This is a genomic window from Chloroflexus islandicus (genome assembly GCF_001650695.1).
GTDB lineage: Bacteria > Chloroflexota > Chloroflexia > Chloroflexales > Chloroflexaceae > Chloroflexus > Chloroflexus islandicus.
The window spans coordinates 41,736-62,404 of record NZ_LWQS01000030.1 but is presented as its reverse complement, the minus strand read 5'-3'; the positions used below and the strand labels follow the sequence as shown (position 1 = coordinate 62,404).

Here is a 20,669-nt window from a genome sequence, read left to right as displayed (position 1 = left end):
CAGTGGGACAGGGACTAGGGGTGAGTGGCATCAGCCCGCACAGCGGGCTTCATAACCCTAGCCCGGCCCTTCAGGGCCGGGTTCCACATGTTCTGTCCGCCCTTGAACGTGTGATATAGTATCCCCATGATGGATGAACCAACCGATGGCCGCATGGTGGCGGCGTTACACGACTTTCAACGGCTGCGTTGGCGCGCCGATCTGGAACATCTGCTGGCCCGTTTGCGCGGCCAGTCCGATGATTTGTTGCCCTTTGAAGAGGTGCGGAAGCGGGTCAATGCGCGCATGGCCGGCGAACGCCAGTTGCGTGAAATCCCGCTAGCGGCGATTGTCGGCAGTGTTGGCCGCTACCACGACTTTAACCGCAGCTTTTTGCCCCGGCGCGATGATGACTGGCAACGCTGGTCGCGGGTCATGGCCGCGGTTGATAGCATGCATGGCTGGCCACCGATTGAGGTGTATCAAATTGGTGAAGCCTACTTTGTCATTGATGGCAATCACCGCGTGTCGGTCGCGCGCCAATTGGGGATGGATCACATTCAGGCGTATGTCACGCCGCTCGTCTCGCGCGCGCCGATCGATCCATCGATGACCCTTGAAGAGATCGTGATTGCCGGCGAATACGCCGCTTTTCTCGAAGCCACCCGCCTCGACGAATTACGGCCCGGCTGCGATTTGCGGGTCACAGTGGCCGGCCAGTATGAGCAACTGCGCCAGCAGATCGAGCACATGCAGCAACGGCTAGCTACCGCCGATCAGACGCCATCGTTGCCGGAAGCGGCTGCGCTGTGGTATGACCACATCTATCGCCCAATCGCTGACTTGATCCGCGAGCGCGGGTTGTTACGCGATTTTCCCGGCCGTACCGAAACCGATCTCTACCTCTGGTTGTGCAACCATCGCGATGAGCTGAGCAAGCATCTCGGGTGGGACATCAGCCTTGCCCAAGCGATCGATGATCTCGCTGAAGCGCCGAGCCGGGCAGAGCAGTTGATCGAACGGGTCATTCCCGATAATCTTGAACCAGCCATGCCGGCTGGCGTGTGGCGGCGCAACCGCACGCTTGATCCGGCGCACTGGCTGTTTCGTGAGGTGCTGGTGCCGGTGAACGGCAAGGCTGATGGCTGGCAGGTGCTTGATCAGGTACTGGCGTGGGCCAAACGGGAAACGGTGCGTCCGCTTGGCCTGCACGTCGTGCGCAGCATCCGCCAGCGCGATTCAGCGGCGGCGCAGGCAGTAGTACGCGAATTTGGCGAGCGTTGCGCCGCCGCGGGTGTCACCGGCGAGTGCGCCATTGAGGTAGGCGCGATCGACCGCGCTATTCGCGAACGCACCCGGCTCGTCGATTTAGTTGCCATCCAGATCAATTACCCTCCCGGAACATCGCCGCTAGCCCGGCTTGCCTCCGGCTTGCGCACCATTTTGCGCTGTTCGGTACGGCCTGTCTTGACCGTCCCGCATGCGGTTGAACGGATTGAACGGCTCTTGCTGGCCTATGATGGCAGCCGCAAAGCTGAAGAGGCGCTCTATCTCGCCGCCTATCTAGCTGCGCGTTGGCAACTGGCGCTCAACGTTGTCACCGTGCTCGATGGCAAAGCCAGCGCCGAAGCGGTGCGCATGCGCGCCTTCCGCTACCTCGAACGCTACAATATTGCCGCCGGTTATATCCTTGAACGCGGCGAGCCGGCGCCGGCCATCATTCACGCCGCCGAGCAGACCCGTGCTGACCTGCTGGTGATGGGCGGCTACGGCCACCGCGACCCGCTCCGTGATCTGGTGATTGGTTCAACCACCGAAGCGTTGTTGCGCACCCGGCGCCTGCCCACGCTGATTTGCCAGTAGAATTCGGATCAGGCGAACGGTGCAAAGGCGCAGTAGAGCCAGACGGCTGTCCGGCGCCGCAAAGGCCGCAGAGGACGCAAACGCAACGACGCAGTAGAGCCGGACGGCTGTCCGGCTCCGCGAAGGCGTTGTGGAGCTGCCCCCACCCCTAGCCCCTCCCCCGCTGGGGGAGGGGAGGCCCTCACCCCCAGCCCCTCTCCCGCTGGCGCAGGCGAGGGGCGCTGCTGTTCCACGCCAGTACTGCCTCTCCCGCTTACCCAGCGGCTCCCCCTCTCCCACTGTCAGGTGGGAGAGGGGGTTGGGGGGTGAGGGCCATCAGCCCGCGCTTCGTAACCCCTCGTTCCCTTTCGCAATTGCCCCTGTTCAATCACAAACCGCGAATCTTTTCGCGCGCTCGCGCGGTATCTATATAGGAACCGAAATTGCAGCGCGAGGAACGTATGCTGTCACTGCGCATGAACGAACTGCCCACCAACGACCAACCCCGTGAGCGGCTAGCCCGGCTCGGCGCCGGCGCGCTGAGCGATGCCGAGTTATTGGCCATCCTGATGCGGGTTGGCGTCAGCGGCACCAACGTCTTGCAACTGGCCCAACAACTCCTCAGTGACTATGGCGGATGGCTCGGCTTGCAGCGCGCCGAATACAATGATCTCTGCCGGCGGGCCGGCATTGGGGCGAGCAAAGCTGCCAGCATCAAGGCGGCGCTGGAAATTGGCCGCCGGCTGGCGCGGATTAGCGTTGACGAGCGATTTCCGATCCGCTCGCCAGCCGATGTCGCAGCCCTCTTGATGGTTGAGATGAGCCACCTCGACCAAGAACATCTGCGCACCGTTTTGCTTGACACCAAGAATCGAGTGCAGCAGATCAGCACGATCTACATCGGCAGCCTTAATTCGGCCACCATTCGCATCGGCGAAGTCTTCAAAGACGCCGTGCGGCGCAATAGCGCCGCGATTATCGTCGTCCACAACCATCCATCGGGCGAGGCCACTCCTTCGCCGGAAGATATTCAGGTGACGCGCCAATTGGTGGCTGCCGGTCGCTTGCTCGATATCGAGGTGCTCGATCACCTCATTATTGGGCGCGGGCATTATGTCAGTCTGCGCGAGCGGGGCTTAGGGTTTGAATAACAGACGGCGCATACGCCACTCTAGCGTATGCGCCGGGACGAAGGGCGGGTGAGGTGAACGGATACGGGGGCAACGGATGCGTTGCCCCTAGCTGAGGGCCGGATGGCGGCGGTGTTGGAAGATGGTATCGACACTGACCCCGCTATGGATGCGTTGGATCACTTCGGCGATCAAGGTACTGACCGAGAGGATCGTCAAACCGGGCCAGCGCCGTTCCGGGGCCACCGGCAGGGTATCGGTCACGACCAACTCGCGAATCGAGCTGGCACGGAGCCGTTCAACCGCATTGCCGGCGAAAACCGGATGCACGCAGCAGGCGTAAATCTCGCGCGCTCCTTGCTGTTCGAGCAACTGCACTACTTCGAGGATCGAACTGCCGGTGGCGATTTCATCATCAACCACAATACAACGCTTACCGCGCACATCACCGATCAGGTTGAGCACTTCGGGCGCGGTGAGCGAGCCATCTTTGCGATCAAAGTACTGTACCCGTCGCTTTTCGGCAATCGCCAATGGTGCGTTCAACGCTTCGGCAAAGTTGCGCGCGCGCTTGGCAAAGCCGACGTCGGGCGACACGACGATCATGTCGTCCCAGCCTTTATCGGCAAAGTAGCGCACCAGCAAATTCATGGCCGTCAATTCATCCATCGGGATCGAGAAAAAGCCCTGTATCTGCCCGGCGTGCAGATCAATCGTCATCACCTGATGGGCGCCGGCCACTTGGATCATATCGGCCAGCAGACGGGCCGTAATCGGCACCCGCGGCTGATCCTTCTTGTCAGTACGGCCATACGCATAATAGGGAATCACCGCCGTGATCCGGCCTGCCGATGCCCGTTTGCAGGCATCGAGCATAATCAACAGCTCCATAATCCGATCACTGAGATCGGGCATCGCCAGCGACTGGATCACAAACACATCTTTTTCGCGCACACTTTCGTTGAGCTTGACAAAGATATTCTCATTGCTAAACTTCACAATCGTCACATCACCGAGCGGAACCCCCAAACGCTCGCTAATCGCACGTGCAAGCATCGGGTTTCCATTACCGGCAAAGATCCGCATCTCGTCGAAGCGGCTTCCCATTCCTTCCTCCTTACCCTGTGAGGCGCAACTCAGACAACGCCCGAATCAATTGCAAACAGCGCCAGCACTTCGGCGCGGGACAAATGCCAACCAGACGGCAAACCGTTGGCAGCCGGAATGTCATCATACGCAATATGCAGTGCCCGCATCGCCGGTTGTTGCAAGATAATCGCCAGCACGCGCGCCAGCGAGAGCGTCAGCAAGCGCGGCACGCGAGCCAAACCGGTGCGTTGGGCGAAACTCACGGCAGCATCGGCGCTGAGAAACGCAAGCAATAGGCGAGGACGGGCAGACGGCGCCGGTGCTGGAGTATCAGAACTAGCAGCGGCGCCGGTAGCGCGGTAGACATACAGCGTCTGGGGCGAAGGCTGGCCATCGGCAATAAGCCGCTGGCGGAACGATGCTAACACCTGCGCTACGTGCGCCGGTTCACCGCCAGCCTGTCGCACGGCTGCGGCCAAGATTGCGAGATCAACTTGCGTTGCCGCCATACCCCCTCCATTGCGCGCATCCACCCATCGCCGCTGGCTGCGGATCGTATGCTGCAAGCGCTTCTGGTCTTTCTATCGCAATCGACCAAACTCCTCTAACATGGATGCTACGGTACCGGCGTTGGCCGGGGTTGTACCGTTTGCGGGCGCGGCTCGCCGAAGTAGAGCGCTGATCCCAACAAGCCCAACTGCACCACATACGGCGTCCCCGCCGCTTCGGGGTGCAACTCAAACCGGGCGCGCTCGAAATATTGCACACGGAAGGCCCGGCCATCAGGCTGCACCTCATCAAATTCGGCGCTAATTGGATAGCCGAACGATGTCAAGCCCCCATGTTCTTCCCAATATTGCAAAAACAGACCGCCGACGCCAAAGCCGGTTTCCGGGAAGTAGCGGAGATCAGGGCGTGACGTGAATGGTTCGGGGCGCAGAAAGGTACGTCCGGCAACATATTCCACCCCAACGAGCCCAATTTGAAATTCGTAGGGCGTGCCGCTCAGTTCCGGCCAATATTCAACCCGCGCGCGTTCAAACCACTGCACTTCACGACCATTGTGCAACAAAGCCGGGCTAATCGGCAAACCAAGCCGGCGCAAACCGCCGAGCTGTTCATACGCAGCGGCAAAGCGCGGCGCAATATCAACTTTGACGGCTGGAGCCGACGACTGGCCGCCGGCAACTGCGGCCACGGTGGGGGACTGCAAAATAAGCTCACGTGGCGTCACCCGATTTTGCGACGAGGCCGGCCAACGCATCCCGCCAATCCCGGCAATCACGAGCGCCAGCATAATCAAGAGCAACACCACGAGCAGCACAACCATCCCCACCCGCAGCCGGTTATTGCGCGCCGGTCGCTGGCGAATCGGACGAGTCTCAGCAGAGGCCGGCGGAACCGGTTGGCGACCCTGATCCGGGCCTGATGGCGTAGTTGGCGGTGGTTGGCTAGAAGGGGAAGAGACGGTTCCGCTCATTGGCCGCTCCTAGATATGAGCGATAATCTCACTTGCTACCACCTGCAGATCATCGGCAGTAGCAGTGCCGGGACGCCACAGCTTCACTGACCGATCACCATCCCACCGCGGAATAATATGGACATGGAAGTGAAACACCACTTGCCCGGCAGCAGCGCCGTTATTCTGAATAATATTAAAGCCATCGGGTTGCAACGCGGCGACAATGGCCCGTGCCACGCGCTGGGTCGTGAGCGCCGTAGCTGCGACCAGTTCGGGCGGCAGATCGAGCAAACCGGGTAATTCCGGCTTGGCAATGACCAGCGTATGGCCCCGCGCCGCCGGATTAATATCGAGAAAAGCGAGAGTCAGATCGTCTTCGTACAACTTAAACGCGGGCAGCTCACCACGCACAATTCGGGTAAACACCGACGTCATACGACCTCCGAAGTATCCAGCGCAGCCAGATCGTCTTCTGTTCCTGTGCGCCGGCCAAGCCATGCCAGCGCAATCACCCCGAGCAACACCCCAAACCAGAGCGTACAAAAGCGGATCACGATCGTCGCCGTGGTTGCCGCGCTGGCGCTCACCCCAACCAGCGCAATCAGCAAACCGACGCTACTCACTTCTGAAGCGCCTAACCCGCCGGGCAAAAACGAGACTAAGCCAAAGAGCGTGCTTGCCGCGAAGATAAACGTCGCCTGCAAAAGTAGCAACCACGACGGCTCGCTACCGACCCCCATGAGCACCACGAAGAAGGCCAGACACTCAAAACCCCAAGAAATCACGCTGATCAGCGTCGAGACAAGCAAAATGCGCCAGTGTAACAATTGCGCAGTCGTGGTATAGACCGTCTCGAGGCGCGGTGCAATACGTGCGCCAAACGGCAGACGCGCCACGAGCCGGATGACGGCGAATGCCAACTCTTGCCGTTGCACCACCACAATCCCGGCAATCGTCGCCACGACCAGCGCCACGAACAACGGGCGTGCCGGCGGGTAAAGGGTCAAACCCAATCCCATCAGCAACAACATGGCAATGCCGTCGGTCAAACGCTCGGCCAACACAATCGGCGCCGAACGGCTGATCGGCGCGCCATTGCGTTGGCGCAAGAGAAACGACTTCAGCACTTCACCCATCTTGCCCGGTGTGACCGACATCACTAATCCGGCGGTAAAAATGAGACCGCTCGTTGCATGGTCAATATTACGGTCAAGCCGCAGGTAGCGCAGATAATAGTCCCACTTGAGCCAGCGCAGCCAGTAATTGATGACGGTGCCAATCAGGATCAGCGGCAGCAACAGCCAGTCGAAGGTGCGCAAATCGTTGCCAACGGCGCGGAGATCGCTAAACAAGCTGATCACGATCACCACCGCCAAACCGATCACGAGCGAGGTGAGAATTGATTTGCGCAACCCGGCGCGCAGGGAGGTTGTCGGTTTGTGTTGTTTCATAACGGCTTCAATTATAGCATAGCAGCGCCGGGGGCATTTTGATGGCCGATCGTCTATGAAGGGTACTAGAATCCTATAGCGGTAGACAGAGCGATCAAGTACAATACCGGCAGGTATGGCATCTACCACACGAGGAAACTTCATGCCTGCCCGTTTCGCCCTCTATGGCCTGCTGATCCTCTTGATCAGCCTTGTGCCGGCGCCACCCGCACAGGCCGCACCTACCACTGATTGGATCGTCAAACTGGCCGACACCCAGCAAGCCGTTGCCCTCAGCCAACGGCTGCGCGTCCAAAGCCTGAAACTGATCGGCGATCACACCTATCTCGTTCGCCTACCGACCGGGATGCCGGCAACATTAGCCGGCGAACGCATCCGTGAGCTCGCTGGGATCATCTACGCCGTGCCTGATTACGAACGGGCCATTACCCGCACACCCAACGATCCCTTTATTCAGCAGCAATGGGCATTAGGCACGATCGGCGCTTACGACGCTTGGAATATCACGACCGGCGGGCCAATCATCATCGCAGTGATCGACACAGGGGTTGACGCCGGCCATCCTGATCTGAGCGGGAGGGTGCTGAGCGGGCTCAATACGATTACCGGCAGCACCAACACCAGCGACGATAATGGCCACGGCACCGCGGTGGCAGGTTTGATCGCCGCCGCCGGCGACAATGGTGCGGGTATTGCCGGTATCTGCTGGGGATGCCAGATTTTGCCGGTGAAGGCGTGTTTCAATAATGGCCGCTGCCGCGATTCGAGCGTGATTAGCGCGATTCGCTGGGCCACTGACAACGGCGCACGCATTATTAACCTGAGCTTGGGCGGGGCGATGAGTTCCCCCGCGTTGCAAGATGCCGTGCGTTACGCGACCGAACGCGGGGTGTTAATCATTGCCGCCAGCGGCAACGAGCGAGCCGAAGGCAATGCGCCCAACTATCCGGCGGCCTACCCTGAAACGATTGCGGTTGGCGCAACCGGGTACAGCGATGAAGTCACCGGTTTTTCCAATACTGGCGATTATCTCGATCTCGTTGCACCGGGCATCGATATTGCGACCACGCTGCCGGGCAATAGCTACGCGACCGCCACCGGCACCTCGTTCGCCAGCCCCTTTGTGGCGGGTGCAGCGGCGCTGGTGATGACGGTACGGCCCGATCTGAGCAGCAATGACGTGCGCTGTGTGTTGGCAATCTCCGCCGAAGATCGCGGCGCACCGGGTCGCGACGGTGAGTATGGCTATGGCCGGTTGAACGTTTTGAATGCGGTGCAAACGGCCACTACCTATGGCGGCTGCCCCTTGGGCACGCCGGCGCCAGTCGTGAACCCCGGCTTTGACCCCTTTACCCGGGTTGAACCACCGTCCGATGGCCGGCTATTCTTCCCCGAAACCGGCCATACTCTCGGCGGTGGCTTTCGCGCGTACTGGGAACAAAACGGCGGCCTACCGATCTTCGGCTTTCCAATCAGCGAGGAGTTTACCGAAATCGGCAGCGATGGCCGCCCGGTCACTGTGCAATACTTCGAGCGCCACCGCTTCGAGTGGCGGCCAGAAAATGTCCCGCCCTACAATGTCTTGCTCTCGCGGATGGGCGATGACTTGCTGCGCCGGCAAGGACGCGATTGGTACACCTTTGAACGCAGTGGGCCGGTCACCGGTTGTCTCTATTTCGCCGAGACGAATCAGGCGCTGTGCGAGCCATTCCTTAGCTACTGGCAACGCAACGGCCTCGAATTCGATGGCCGGCCCGGCAAGAGCTACGCCGAGAGTCTGGCCCTGTTTGGCTTGCCGCTCTCGCAGCCGCAGTTCGAAGAGACCCGGCCCGGCACAGTGGTGATTGTGCAGTGGTTTGAGCGGGCGCGCTTCGAGCTGCACCCAGATGGGAAGGTGTTGCTGGGTTTGCTCGGCAATGAGTTGGTAAGAAGGTAAGGAAAGAGTTACCCTTATCGGCGACGTTATGGAGTGCGGCAGTTTAACGGGCAGATTGTTGCCTTTGGTCATTTGACAGCACACCCTCACACGCAACATTGTGGAGTGCGGCAGTTTGACTGCCGCACTCCATATCCTCGTTGTGACTACAGTCATAACCTCTTCAGGACGCGCGACACTAGCCGAGAATACTCTGCCATTGCATACTCAAACAGGTAAGACTTCGCCGCGCGGGGGCCGAGCGGCGCTCTATCCTTGCACTCGGCGCGCAATGAGAGACCCAAGTGTCATTGCGAGGGAGTAGGGGCGGCCAGCACCGCTAGCTGCCGTCCGACCGCAGCAATCTCTCGCGGTAGCAAGGCGCCCGGCCCTAAAGGGCCGGGCTAGGGTTACGAAGCCCGCTGCGCGGGCTGAAGGCCCGCACCCCGTTCCCCTCTCCCACCTGACCTGACGGCAGGAGAGGGTGAGCTGCGAGGTGGGCAGGTACGGCACTGCGAGAGCGGCTTGCAGCAATGCCCTCCTCCTGCACTCGTGGGTTTAGAGGCGGACAGAATGTTTGGTCGAGCACAACCGTTGATTGCTGTACGATGCCATAAAGCCCCATGCTGCACTCCCCATCACCCCTCCCCCAGCGGGGGAGGGGCAGGGGGTGGGGGCAAACCAGCGCATCGCAACGCCTTCAACCCCATCTGCGCTTATACGCTCTGTCCGCCCTTGAACCCCAGCGGGGGAAGGTGGGAGAGGGATCAGTATTGCGAGGGCGGCGCGCCCTCTTGTCATTGCGAGGGAGTGGGGGCGGCCAGCACCGCTGGCTGCCACCCGACCGAAGCAATCCCTCGCGGTAGCAAGGCGCCCGGCCCTAAAGGGCCGGGCTAGGGTTACGAAGCCCGCTGCGCGGGCTGAAGGCCCGCACCCCGTTCCCCTCTCCCACCTGACCTGACGGCAGGAGAGGGTGAGCTGCGAGGTGGGCAGGTACGGCACTGCGAGAGCGGCTTGCAGCAATGCCCTCCTCCTGCACTCGTGGGTTTAGAGGCGGACAGAATGTTTGGTCGAGCACAACCGTTGATTGCTGTACGATGCCATAAAGCCCCATGCTGCACTCCCCATCACCCCTCCCCCAGCGGGGGAGGGGCAGGGGGTGGGGGCAAACCAGCGCATCGCAACGCCTTCAACCCCATCTGCGCTTATACGCTCTGTCCGCCCTTGAACCCCAGCGGGGGAAGGTGGGAGAGGGATCAGTATTGCGAGGGCGGCGCGCCCTCTTGTCATTGCGAGGGAGTGGCGGCGGCCAGTACCGCTGGCTGCCGCCCGACCGAAGCAATCTCCCGCGTCAGCGGAGGTCGTGCCTGAGTAGGTGCAAACCGTGCTCGCAGGAGATCGATTCGGATGAGGTAAAACCCTTTTATAGTCATCACAGGTGCCTTTATGACGACACTCCAACCAACCGAACACTTCTCGCCGCACGAAGAGCTGATCAACGTGATCACGCACGGCGCCGGAGCGGCGCTCAGTGCGCTGGCCGGCGCGATCTTGCTCGGCACGGTCTGGCAACGCGGCGACGGCTGGCAAATCGCCGGCGCGACGATCTTCTGCGTGACGCTGACCTTGCTCTACCTTGCTTCTACGCTCTACCACGCCAGCCGCGAACCGCGCCGGCGGGCAATCCTCGAAATCTTTGACCATAGCGCGATCTTTTTGCTGATTGCCGGCACCTACACCCCGTTCACGCTGGTGAGTTTGCGCGGCACGTTGGGGTGGACGCTCTTTGGCCTCGTTTGGGGGCTGGCGCTGGCCGGAGTGGTGATGAAGCTCTTTCTGACCGGACGGTTTCGCCTGCTCTCGACCCTGATCTACATTGCGCTCGGCTGGCTGGTGGTGATTGCCGCTGATCAGGTGTTCACCGCACTCAACCCATTAACCATCGGTTTGCTGGTTGCCGGCGGCGTGGCATATACTGCCGGAACTCCCTTCTACATGCTTTCGCAGCGCCGCTATATGCACAACATCTGGCACGGCTTTGTGTTGCTGGGCAGCGTGTTGCACTTTGGCGCGGTGGTTTCGGTGGTGTTGTAAGCAACAAGTGCGGCAGTGGCACTGCCGCACTCCATAACAGAATAGCGTCTACCGCACCACACACAGATTGCGCCCACTTCGTTTAGCTTCATACAACGCCTGATCCGCCCGATCGATCAGATCGCAGACACTCAACATATCATCAGTGAGGCTTGCCCCACCCACACTGATCGTCACCGGACGGAGCGGCCATGCCGCTTGTTGCACCAGCCGGCGCAGCCGCTCGGCCAATACATACGCGCCGTCGCTGCCGGTGGCGGGCAAAATCACGGCAAACTCCTCGCCGCCATAGCGGGCAATAAAGTCGTGCTTGCGGCTGCCTTCGTTCAACGCCTGCGCCACGATACGCAACGTCTCATCGCCGGCGACGTGACCAAACGTGTCATTAAACTCTTTGAAATAGTCAACATCAATCAACAACAACGATAACGGCGCTTGATAGCGGCGGGCGCGATCGAACTCCTCGTTCAAGCGCAGATCAAACCCACGCCGGTTCAGCAACCCGGTCAGCGGATCGGTCAACACCTGCTGCTGCACCTCGGCCAGCCGGGTTTCGAGGCTGTGCAAATAGGCTTGAAGCGAATGGCGTTCTTGCTCGTGGGCCAACAACCGTTGTTCGAGTTGCAACAGATCACGGCGCAATTCGAGATGATGCACAACATGCCGTGATAGCACCCGCAGCATCTCAACCTGTTCGGGTAACAATTGGTGGGGTTGCAGATCAACCACGCATACGGTGCCTAGTGCATAGCCATTTGCTGTCACGAGCGGCGCGCCGGCATAAAAGCGAATATAGGGATCGCCGCGCACAAACGGGTTATTGGCAAAACGGGGATCGCAGGTCGCGTCTTGTACCACAAACACATCATCAGGGTAATTGATCGTATATGAACAGAAAGCCAGTTTACGATCCACCTCGTTATCGGCGAAACCCAGCCGCGCCTTCGACCACTGCCGGTCACGGTCGATCAAATTGACCAGCGCCATCGGGGTCTGGCAAATATAAGCCGCCAGCCGGACAACATCCTCGTACACCTGTTCGGGCAAGGTGTCGAGGATATGGTAGCTCTCCAGCTCGCGCAGCCGCTCCTCCTCGTTGGGAGGGATGGGAGGCAGGGGCAGGTCTGGATTGTCAGACGGTTCGGCAGCCATGAGATTACTGGTGACCAGCACATCAATCGTACTAATAATATAGTATATAACTATACCACAAGAAACCATCTCGGCTACAACGAGGTGTCAGGATATTTACGGTGGACTAGCCGCAAAGAGCTACAAAAGGCACAACCTGTACCTCATTTCTGCGTCTGCGGAGGATGATCTACGGCGAACAAGCGACGTTAGTGCGCGGATCGCTCATTTCTGCGTCTGCGGAGGATGATCACTATCTCAAAACCCTCTGCGTCCTCTGCAGAGCCGGACAACCGTCCGGCGCTCCTGCGCCTCGGCCCGCGCTGCGCCTTTGTCGTCGGCCCTCACCCCCCAACCCCCTCTCCCACCTCACGGCGGGAGAGGGGGAGCTGCATTGTCTACGAACGAGGCATCGCTTGAGCGGAACACAGCAGCGCCCCTCTCCCGCGTCGCGGGAGAGGGGCAGGGGGTGAGGGTCTGTTTACCGCCAGCACTCGCAGCACGTTCCTCCTTCGACGGAAAGGTTCCGCTCGCGTACTCGCGGGGGATTGCTTCGCCGCCTCCGGCGGCTCGCAATGACAACTGGGGTGCGACGCTGCCAATCTTTTGTCATTGCGAGGGCGCGTAGCGCCCGAAGCAATCTCCTGCTTCGGCGGAACAGGCTACTTGAAAGGTGTCGCTTCCCCTCCCCCAGCGGGGGAGGGGCCGAGGGTGGGGGCACGGCGCCGAATAGCCACAAAGAGACGCAAAAGGCGCAAAAATTGTACGTTTTTGTGCATTTTGTGTCTTTTCGTGGCTATTCATCCCACACAGTGCCCCGCTCCTCGTCATCCCTAACCTATGCTATAATCACCGCCACAACTGAAGCGCGTTGAAGTGTAGAGGGGCAACAATGCGGTTGCTGATGCGAATTGCCGGCTGGGTGTTGGTATTAGTGCTGTTAGTAGCGGTGGTTGGCGGCGGGGGCGGCTATCTCTGGCTGCGGCGGTCGTTGCCACAAACCAGCGGCGAGATTCAGGTGCGTGGGATCAGCGGGCCGGTGACGATTGTGCGCGATCGCGACGGCGTGGCCCACATCACCGGCGCTACCGAGAATGATGCTGCCTTTGGCTTGGGGTTTGTCCATGCCCAAGAACGGCTCTGGCAGATGGAAGTGCAGCGCCGGATCGGCCATGCCCGCCTGTCTGAGGTGTTTGGCGAGACGACACTGCGTACCGATAAGTTTCTCCGCACGCTCGGCGTGGCCCGTGCCGCCCGCAGTGCGCTGGCGAAGCTCGACGGCGAGACGCTGGCGATGTTGGAAGCCTATGCCGCTGGCGTCAATGCGTTTCTCGCCACCAATCCGGCGCTGCCACCCGAATTTCTGATCCTCGGCGTGCAACCCGAACCGTGGCAACCGATCGATTCGTTGGTGTGGGCCAAAATGATGGCATGGGATCTCGGCGGCAACTGGAGCGATGAGGTCATGCGCGCCTTGCTGATCGCGAAAGTCGGCCCCGAAGATGCCAACTTTCTGATGCAGACCTATACCACCGACGGGCCGCTGATCTTGCCCGAAGGCATGCCGGAGCTCACAACGATTGGCCACGCCGGCCCGCCGATCCAACCCGCCACCGCCCAAGCGATGCTCGACCTGTGGGAGACGATCCACCAGACGACCGGTCTCGGCGATCTGCTCTCTGGCTCGAACAATTGGGTGATCGGCGGTTCGCGCACGGCTAGCGGCAAGCCGCTGCTGGTCAACGATCCCCACCTCGGCAATCGCATCCCCTCGATCTGGTATCTGGCCCACATGCAGGGTGGCCGGATCAACGCGATCGGCGCGACCTTCCCCGGCTTGCCGGCGATTGTGATTGGCCACAACGAACGGATCGCGTGGGGTGTGACCAATACCGGCCCGGATGTGCAGGATTTGTATATCGAACGGATCGACGCCCAAAATTATGTCGAGTATAATGGCCAGCGCGAACCGGTCACGCTGATCAACGAAGTGATTCAAGTCAAAGGCGCTGACCCGATCACGCTCACGGTACGCATCACGCGCCACGGCCCGATCATCAGCGATGTCCAGAGCGATCTGCCCGACACGCTCGCCTTTCGGTGGACGGCGCTCGACGATGATGATCTGACCATGCGCGCGTTCCTCAACCTTAACCGCGCGCAGAACTGGGAGGAGTTTGTCGCCGCGTTGCGCGATTACAAGACGCCGATGCAGAATTTCGTGTATGCCGATATTGACGGGAATATCGGCTATTACGCGCCGGGTGCGGTGCCGATCCGGCGTAACGGTGACGGCAGAACGCCGGCGCCGGGGTGGACGGACGAATACGAATGGATTGGCTACATTCCGTTCGAGGAGTTGCCGCATATCTACAACCCGCCGAAAGATTATGTCGCTACTGCCAACAACCGGGTGGTTGGCGACGACTACCCCTACCTGCTCGGCACATCGTGGGCCGCCCCATTCCGCGCCCAACGCATCATCGAGCTGATCGAGCAGGGTAACCGGCTGACGGTGGATGATATGCGGGCGATGTTGGGGGATGTCGTTTCAGCGCAGGCCCGCGAGCTGTTGCCGGTCTTTCGCAACGTGACCCCTGCCGGCGACCGCGAAGCCGCCGCGCTTGAGCTGTTGCGCAGTTGGGATGGCGCGATGCGCGGTGACAGCGCCGCCGCCGCCGTCTATCAAGGCTACTACTACGCCGCCCTCGAAGCGATCTTCGCCGACGAGCTGCGCGACGTTTTTACCACCACTTACCGCAACCGGCGCGACTTCCCGGCGCTGGCGCTACGGGCAGTGTTGCTCGATGGCCAGCGCGAATGGTGCGACGATGTGACAACGATTGGGGTGCAGGAGGATTGTCCCGCGACGTTAGCCAAGGCGCTGAGCAACGGCCTGACCGCGATGGCGGCGGCGCAAGGCGAGAGCGATCCAGCGCGCTGGCGCTGGGATCGCGTCCACCAAGCGGTCTTCCCGCACAACCCGTTCAGCCAAGTGGGGGCCTTGCGCGGATTGTTTGAGCGGCGCATCCCCAACGGCGGCGACACCTTCACCGTCAACGTCGCGCCGGTGCGCATTACCGAGCCATACTTGCAATACAATGCACCCTCGTACCGCCAGATCATCGATCTGAGCGACCTCACCAACTCGCGCTTTATGCACACCACCGGCCAATCAGGCAACGTGCTCAGCAGCCGCTACAGCGACTTCCTTGAGCGGTGGCAGCGAGTCGAAGACATCCCGATGCGCTTTGGCGGCACGATCGAGGGCGAAACTTTGGTCTTGCGTCCGGCGCCGTAACCGCCGGGTCACGGCCTTGACAACACCACGACCAACGTTGGACGATTCTGCTCGTTCCAATCGCCGGTGCGGCTGGTAACAAAAAATTTGCCGCTGTGGTAGGCGCTATCCGCCGAATAGATCGCCAACCGCAGCGGCTGGCCATTGGCATACGCTTGCACTACGCCGCGCGTGACGTCAATTTCGCACTTCGGGAGATTGTTCCAATCGGGTTGGTCGAACATCACCCCAATCCAACAACTGCCGCCGTTCTCGCGCGCGAGTGGCGCATTATTCCACGTTAGGGCATTAGGGTTCCAATCCTCACCCACCACCATTGCTTGGATCAGTGACGGCTTGGCGTCTTGGGGTTGCGCATTCCCCATCTGGCTCAGAATCAGCTTCGCCGAAACCACTGTGCGCCCGGCGGGCAAGCTGTTCAGCGGGAAGGTGAGATAATACTTGGCAAAACACGGCCAGTCGGAAATATCAGCCTGATTTTGGATATTAACATCAGCTTTATCCGCCGGCTGCGACCAATTGCCCCAGCGATCCCAGAAATTGCCGTCAGCATTGCACATATTGTCTTCCGGATCATCCGGATCATCCGGATCATCCGTACTACTCTGCCCGCCAACGCCGGCATCGGCCACTGTCACGCCATTCAAGCCGTGGCGGAGAAGGTACTCTTGCGTGGCGCTGACCGGCGGCGGGGTGTAGACCGGTAAGCCAAAACGGAGACCGCCCCACGTGCGGGGTTGATTTGGGTTGAGGTTCGGCGGCCAGACCTGATCGGCGATCGGCGTGCCGGCAGCGTTATCGCGGTCATGCACGATCACCCCCAACCGCCACTGCGTACCATCGGCGGGCCGGCCAGCGAGACCAAGGCTGGTAAAGGGAATGCGGAAGGTCATTGCCCAACCGCGATCCTCATCGTTATCGTTATTGAGTGAGTCGCCGCGCCAGCCGGGGATGGTGCTGAACGCGACAGTAGCCGCCGCCCAACTGCCGCCGCTGGCGCGCTGGCTCAACTGATAGCGCGCATCCGGCTCAGGCGGGCCGCGAAACTGGGCCACCAGCCGGTAACTGGTTGCCCCAAGCTGGGAGCCGCCGCCGGTGTCGATGAAGACGGTCGCCGCATCCCACGCGGTCAGATCGGCGGCAGCAGGAGTGGTATCGTACCAAAGTTGCCGGTCAAAAACCGCGAGATAGAGGTAGAGCGCCTCGTTGTTATAGCCAATCCGCACATCGGTATAGTTGCTGGTGTAACTGACTTGGCCAAACCAGAAGATCGCCATCTCATCGAACCGGTCATTGGTAACGTTGGCCACCGGAAAGTAGGGCGCATTGATCCAATACTGGGGTTCGCCGGATGGCGCGAAGACGGCGGGCAACCATTGGCGGAAGGGTGGATTGTTAGCGGTGGTGATAGCGAGGGGAAGGAGGAAGGCGAGGACGATGAGGGAGACCAGACCGAAGCGCAAGGAGCGATAAACCAAGGGGCACCTCCTAATATAGAAGCCTAGTGCGAGGGCAATACTACCTCTCACACCCCCCGCCCAATGTGCATGTTGGACGCAGTGTTCCATTCACACAGTCTCTATGGTAGCACATTGCACTATCAAGCATCACCACTCGTAATAAAGCAGGTCTTAAGTATTGCCATCCCTCTGCAGTCACACACCACAAACACCTCGCGCATCACCACGCGGCATATTCTGTAGTTGAGACGATATACACGGTTTTATAACTATAAACTTGACAAACTAACAAAATTAGTATAATCTAACTCTAGTTCTTAACCTCGTTGATCGACAAGGCAGTCACCAGCCTGCCCGCCGATTAGCAACTATCGCACCTGTGTATCTGGTGAACATATACCGTTTAAGCCATGCCTGCTACAGAGGAACCTCGCCTTGCAGCCCTCATCTTATCGCAGCCATCTGAGATTGAGCTTTCTCTCCGATAGCGATCAAGCCTTGATCTGGACCGGCTTTACCGTCTTTCAGTCCAATGTGGTTAGGCTATCACCCAGCCAACTCGTCATCGCAGGTTTGGTATCAGAGAGATCCACCATATTTAATGTACAAGACGCCCGCCGGCATCATTGCCGATCTGATAAGCTGGCGACTTTTGATCATTCTCTGTTTTACCCTCACTGCGCCGACCCACCTACTACAAGGCACCATTCCGGTTACAAGGACGGTTAGCAAAGCATGTGATCCAGCCGTATCTCGTATCACCGGCGCTTCTCACATTCTGCGATAACGGCGAAAAGGTTTGGTTATGAGTGCATTGACTATCCAATCAGCCAATAGTGCCACCCGCTTCATTCGCTCGCGGCCAATGCTGTTGCTTGGCCTGTCGCTCTGCGCCGGACTGCTCGGCCTCGCACTGATGAGCAGCATTGCTTTTGGCGCAGCCGACATTGCCTTCTCCGATGTGTGGACTGCACTCGTCGCTTTCAATCCTGAAAGCACCGAGCACCTGATCATCCGTACCTTACGCCTCCCCCGTGCTGCAGTTGCAGGGCTTGTCGGCGCAGCCCTAGCCGTTGCCGGCGCGCTGATGCAAGGACTAACCCGCAACCCGCTGGCCGATCCCGGCATTCTCGGCATCGAAACCGGGGCCGCGCTTGGCGTCGTCGCTGCGGTCTATTTTCTTAAGATTGGCTCGCTCTACCTTTATGCCCTGTTCGCCTTTGCCGGCGCAACATTAACAGCCATTGCCGTGTATACGCTCGGATCAATCGGGCGGGGCGGCCCTACCCCACTAAAGCTTACTATTGCTGGAGCCGCCTTCACGGCACTCCTCTCTTCGCTAACTACTGGCATTCTCATTTTTAACCAACGCACGCTAGACGAGGTACGCTTTTGGCTTGCCGGCAGCGTAGCTGGACGCGATCTAAACTTGCTCATCCAAGCTGCTCCCTATCTACTTACCGGACTAGTGCTAGCACTAGCATTAGGACGGCAGATTACCACTATTTCCCTTGGCGACGACGTGGCAAAAGGGCTGGGCCAACGCACTGGCTGGGTCAAAGGACTAACTGCCATTGCAACAGTACTGCTCGCAGGCGGGGCAGTGGCAGTAGGGGGTCCGATCGGTTTTGTCGGGCTCGTGATCCCTCACGCAGTGCGCTTCCTTGTTGGCGTAGATTACCGCTGGATTTTGCCATACGCAGCGCTGATCGGCGCAAGTTTTCTCGTATTTTCGGATGTAGCGGCGCGACTAGTGCTCCGCCCCACCGAGCTACCGGTAGGAGTCATGACTGCCCTGATCGGCGGGCCATTCTTTGTCTACCTTGTGCGTTGGCGGGTCAAACGATGAGCACAGGATGGTAGAGAAACGATGAGCAATGCAATCATCCACCCGCTTGAACAAACCTTAATTCGTGTGCGGCAGCTTAGCCCTTATCTGAAACCGCAGCTTGGCATACCAAGCGGCACTGAGTGGCGCACTGTCGCCGATCTTGCGCCCGGCTCAGCCCAATTAGAGACGCTTATCACCGCAACTGAAGCATACCTGAACACGCGAGCGCCGGCGATTGTGGCCAGCGCCATTCTCCAAAATTATCAGTGGCCTCTCATAACCACAGCAATGGCGTATTTTCTCATCGACCGGCGGGTGCCAGACATCAGCGCGGCGAACACGCTGACCGGTTATGACAACGAGCGTAAAGCTAGCCGATTGGCACTGCTCAGTAGCCGATTTGCCACCCTTCCTACTGATCTGGCCGCCAACCATCCCGATGCAACAGTATTGCCAGATACAACAGCATTGCGCTCAGCACTTCGCTCACACATCGAAGCGCACCTCGGCATGCTGATCAATCATCTCTGCATCAGGCTCGGATGCAAACCGCGCGGCTTATGGTTGAATGTTGCCGACTGCTGTGCTGGCACGCTCGTCTGGCTAATGCAGGCGCACAATCCATCGATCACCCTGAGCCAGATCGAGGCTGAGATCACGGCCTTGCTCCGCGAACGCAGCTCACCACTCAATAGCCGCCAAATTGGCTTAATCCAACTCCGTTATGGCGGACATTGTCGCATAGTTCACGACCGCGCCACCTGCTGCTACTGGTACAAAACCGATGGTGGAGATTACTGCGCTACCTGCCCACACCGCACATCGGCAGATCGACGCCAGCAATTGCTTGCCCATATCGTGCATGATGCACAGGCGCAAGCGACTGTTGAGGAGGTTTTAGTATGACGGTCGAGACATCACGCCGCCGGCAGCGCATTCAATGGCTAACGGTGCGCACTCGCAGCTTCTCCTTCCGCATCGACCGCCGGACGCCACCAGTGCTAACACTAGCGTTGCTGGCCATGCTTACAGCTATGACTATTAATATTGGCGTAGGAGAATACCCAATACCCCCGCTCGATGTAGTACGAACTGTCCTACACTTGCCGGTAGACAACAACGATTACTCGTTCATTGTCAATACGCTACGACTGCCTCGCATGCTCGTTGCCGCGCTGGTTGGCGCCGCGCTCGGCATAGCTGGCACAATTATGCAAGGATTGACCCGCAACCCATTAGCTGATCCCAGCATCCTTGGCATCAGCGCCGGGGCGGGATTAGTTGCCGTAACCTTGATTGTCATCGTGCGCGAGGTTCCCGCTAGCATTATTCCAGTGGCAGCCTTTAGCGGCGCCGTGACCGTAGCGGCTTTGATCTATCTGCTGGCATGGCGTGGCAGCGACTCGCCTATTCGGCTGATTCTGGTTGGAATCGGCCTTGGCGCCATTTGTGGTGCAGCCACCACCATTATGATCACCTTCGGCGATATCTACGATGTGCAGCGGGCTATGATCTGGCTGACCGGCAGCGTCTATGGCCGATCGTGGCATGAGTTCTGGGCATTCCTGCCTTGGATAGTCTTCTTTATCCCCTTAGCGCTCTTGCTTGCCCGCGATCTTAATGCCCTCAACTTGGGCGAAGACGTAGCGCGCGGGATTGGCATCCCGGTTGTATGGCGACGCGGCTTGCTCCTGCTAACGGCTGTCGCCTTGGCGGCGGCCACCGTAGCTGTTGCCGGCACAATTGGCTTTGTTGGATTAATGGCGCCGCACATAAGCCGGCGACTAGTCGGACCTGATCATAGCGGGTTGCTGCCAACCGCTGGCGTGATTGGCGCATTGATTGTCGTTGTGGCTGATCTCGTGGGTCGCACTATCTTTGCGCCGATCGAATTACCCGTAGGACTCATTACTGCCGTCGTTGGCGCACCATTCTTCATCAGTTTACTGTGGCGGCAACGCCATCGCTGAGCTCAACACAACGT

General features: G+C 59.6%; 15 protein-coding genes. 8 read left to right on the top strand and 7 right to left on the bottom strand.

What is annotated here, in order from left to right:
- Window positions 1-129: 129 nt before the first annotated feature.
- Together A6A03_RS01200 and radC are read left to right on the top strand one after the other, a co-directional pair.
- Window positions 130-1,842: a universal stress protein gene (locus tag A6A03_RS01200; protein WP_066782775.1), complete on the top strand. Its 1,713-nt coding sequence runs from the start codon at window positions 130-132 to the stop codon at window positions 1,840-1,842.
- Window positions 1,843-2,282: 440 nt separating this feature from the next.
- Window positions 2,283-2,972: a RadC family protein gene (gene radC, locus A6A03_RS01195; protein WP_066782774.1), complete on the top strand. Its 690-nt coding sequence runs from the start codon at window positions 2,283-2,285 to the stop codon at window positions 2,970-2,972.
- A gap of 87 nt (window positions 2,973-3,059) precedes the next feature.
- On the opposite strand, the gene A6A03_RS01190 is transcribed toward radC, so the two are convergent.
- The 5 genes from A6A03_RS01190 to A6A03_RS01170 all read right to left on the bottom strand — a co-directional run bounded on the left by A6A03_RS01190 (window position 3,060) and on the right by A6A03_RS01170 (window position 6,953).
- Complete coding sequence (locus tag A6A03_RS01190) at window positions 3,060-4,058, bottom strand: ribose-phosphate diphosphokinase (RefSeq protein ID WP_066782772.1); 999 nt, start codon at window positions 4,056-4,058, stop codon at window positions 3,060-3,062.
- A 29-nt stretch (window positions 4,059-4,087) separates the two neighbouring features.
- Window positions 4,088-4,549, bottom strand: coding sequence for a hypothetical protein (locus A6A03_RS01185; RefSeq protein ID WP_066782770.1), 462 nt, complete (start codon window positions 4,547-4,549; stop codon window positions 4,088-4,090).
- Window positions 4,550-4,656: 107 nt separating this feature from the next.
- Window positions 4,657-5,520: a hypothetical protein gene (locus A6A03_RS01180; RefSeq protein ID WP_066782768.1), complete on the bottom strand. Its 864-nt coding sequence runs from the start codon at window positions 5,518-5,520 to the stop codon at window positions 4,657-4,659.
- A gap of 9 nt (window positions 5,521-5,529) precedes the next feature.
- Entirely contained in the window at window positions 5,530-5,937 is a 408-nt protein-coding gene (locus A6A03_RS01175; protein ID WP_066782765.1) for an HIT family protein, read from the bottom strand.
- Window positions 5,934-6,953: a lysylphosphatidylglycerol synthase transmembrane domain-containing protein gene (locus A6A03_RS01170; RefSeq protein ID WP_066782762.1), complete on the bottom strand. Its 1,020-nt coding sequence runs from the start codon at window positions 6,951-6,953 to the stop codon at window positions 5,934-5,936. The genes A6A03_RS01175 and A6A03_RS01170 overlap by 4 nt, the downstream gene beginning before the upstream one ends.
- 142 nt (window positions 6,954-7,095) lie before the next feature.
- Here A6A03_RS01170 and A6A03_RS01165 point away from each other — a divergent pair, with 142 nt between their 5' ends.
- Complete coding sequence (locus A6A03_RS01165; RefSeq protein WP_066782760.1) at window positions 7,096-8,889, top strand: S8 family peptidase; 1,794 nt, start codon at window positions 7,096-7,098, stop codon at window positions 8,887-8,889.
- A 1,425-nt stretch (window positions 8,890-10,314) separates the two neighbouring features.
- The gene (trhA, locus tag A6A03_RS01160) at window positions 10,315-10,962 is read left to right on the top strand and encodes a PAQR family membrane homeostasis protein TrhA (RefSeq protein WP_066782759.1); all 648 of its coding nucleotides are present in this window, start codon (window positions 10,315-10,317) and stop codon (window positions 10,960-10,962) included.
- A gap of 48 nt (window positions 10,963-11,010) precedes the next feature.
- On the opposite strand, the gene A6A03_RS01155 is transcribed toward trhA, so the two are convergent.
- Window positions 11,011-12,135, bottom strand: a complete 1,125-nt coding sequence (locus A6A03_RS01155) for a sensor domain-containing diguanylate cyclase (RefSeq protein ID WP_245668751.1) — start codon at window positions 12,133-12,135, stop codon at window positions 11,011-11,013.
- Between the two features lie 850 nt (window positions 12,136-12,985).
- Between A6A03_RS01155 and A6A03_RS01150 the strand changes: the two genes are divergently transcribed.
- Complete coding sequence (locus A6A03_RS01150; protein ID WP_066782755.1) at window positions 12,986-15,394, top strand: penicillin acylase family protein; 2,409 nt, start codon at window positions 12,986-12,988, stop codon at window positions 15,392-15,394.
- A gap of 8 nt (window positions 15,395-15,402) precedes the next feature.
- On the opposite strand, the gene A6A03_RS01145 is transcribed toward A6A03_RS01150, so the two are convergent.
- Entirely contained in the window at window positions 15,403-16,872 is a 1,470-nt protein-coding gene (locus A6A03_RS01145) for a DNRLRE domain-containing protein (RefSeq protein ID WP_245668750.1), read from the bottom strand.
- A 787-nt stretch (window positions 16,873-17,659) separates the two neighbouring features.
- On the opposite strand from A6A03_RS01145, the gene A6A03_RS01140 reads away from it, so the two are divergent.
- Genes A6A03_RS01140 through A6A03_RS01130 form a run of 3 tightly spaced genes read left to right on the top strand, consistent with a single transcriptional unit; the run spans window position 17,660 to window position 20,655 of the window.
- Complete coding sequence (locus tag A6A03_RS01140; RefSeq protein WP_066782753.1) at window positions 17,660-18,703, top strand: FecCD family ABC transporter permease; 1,044 nt, start codon at window positions 17,660-17,662, stop codon at window positions 18,701-18,703.
- Window positions 18,704-18,724: 21 nt separating this feature from the next.
- A complete protein-coding gene (locus tag A6A03_RS01135) occupies window positions 18,725-19,591 on the top strand; it encodes a (2Fe-2S)-binding protein (RefSeq protein WP_245668748.1) in 867 nt (288 codons plus the stop codon).
- Window positions 19,588-20,655 carry a FecCD family ABC transporter permease gene (locus tag A6A03_RS01130; protein WP_066782751.1) on the top strand — a complete coding sequence of 356 codons (1,068 nt, stop codon included), beginning with the start codon at window positions 19,588-19,590 and terminating at the stop codon, window positions 20,653-20,655. The genes A6A03_RS01135 and A6A03_RS01130 overlap by 4 nt, the downstream gene beginning before the upstream one ends.
- Window positions 20,656-20,669 lie beyond the last annotated feature (14 nt).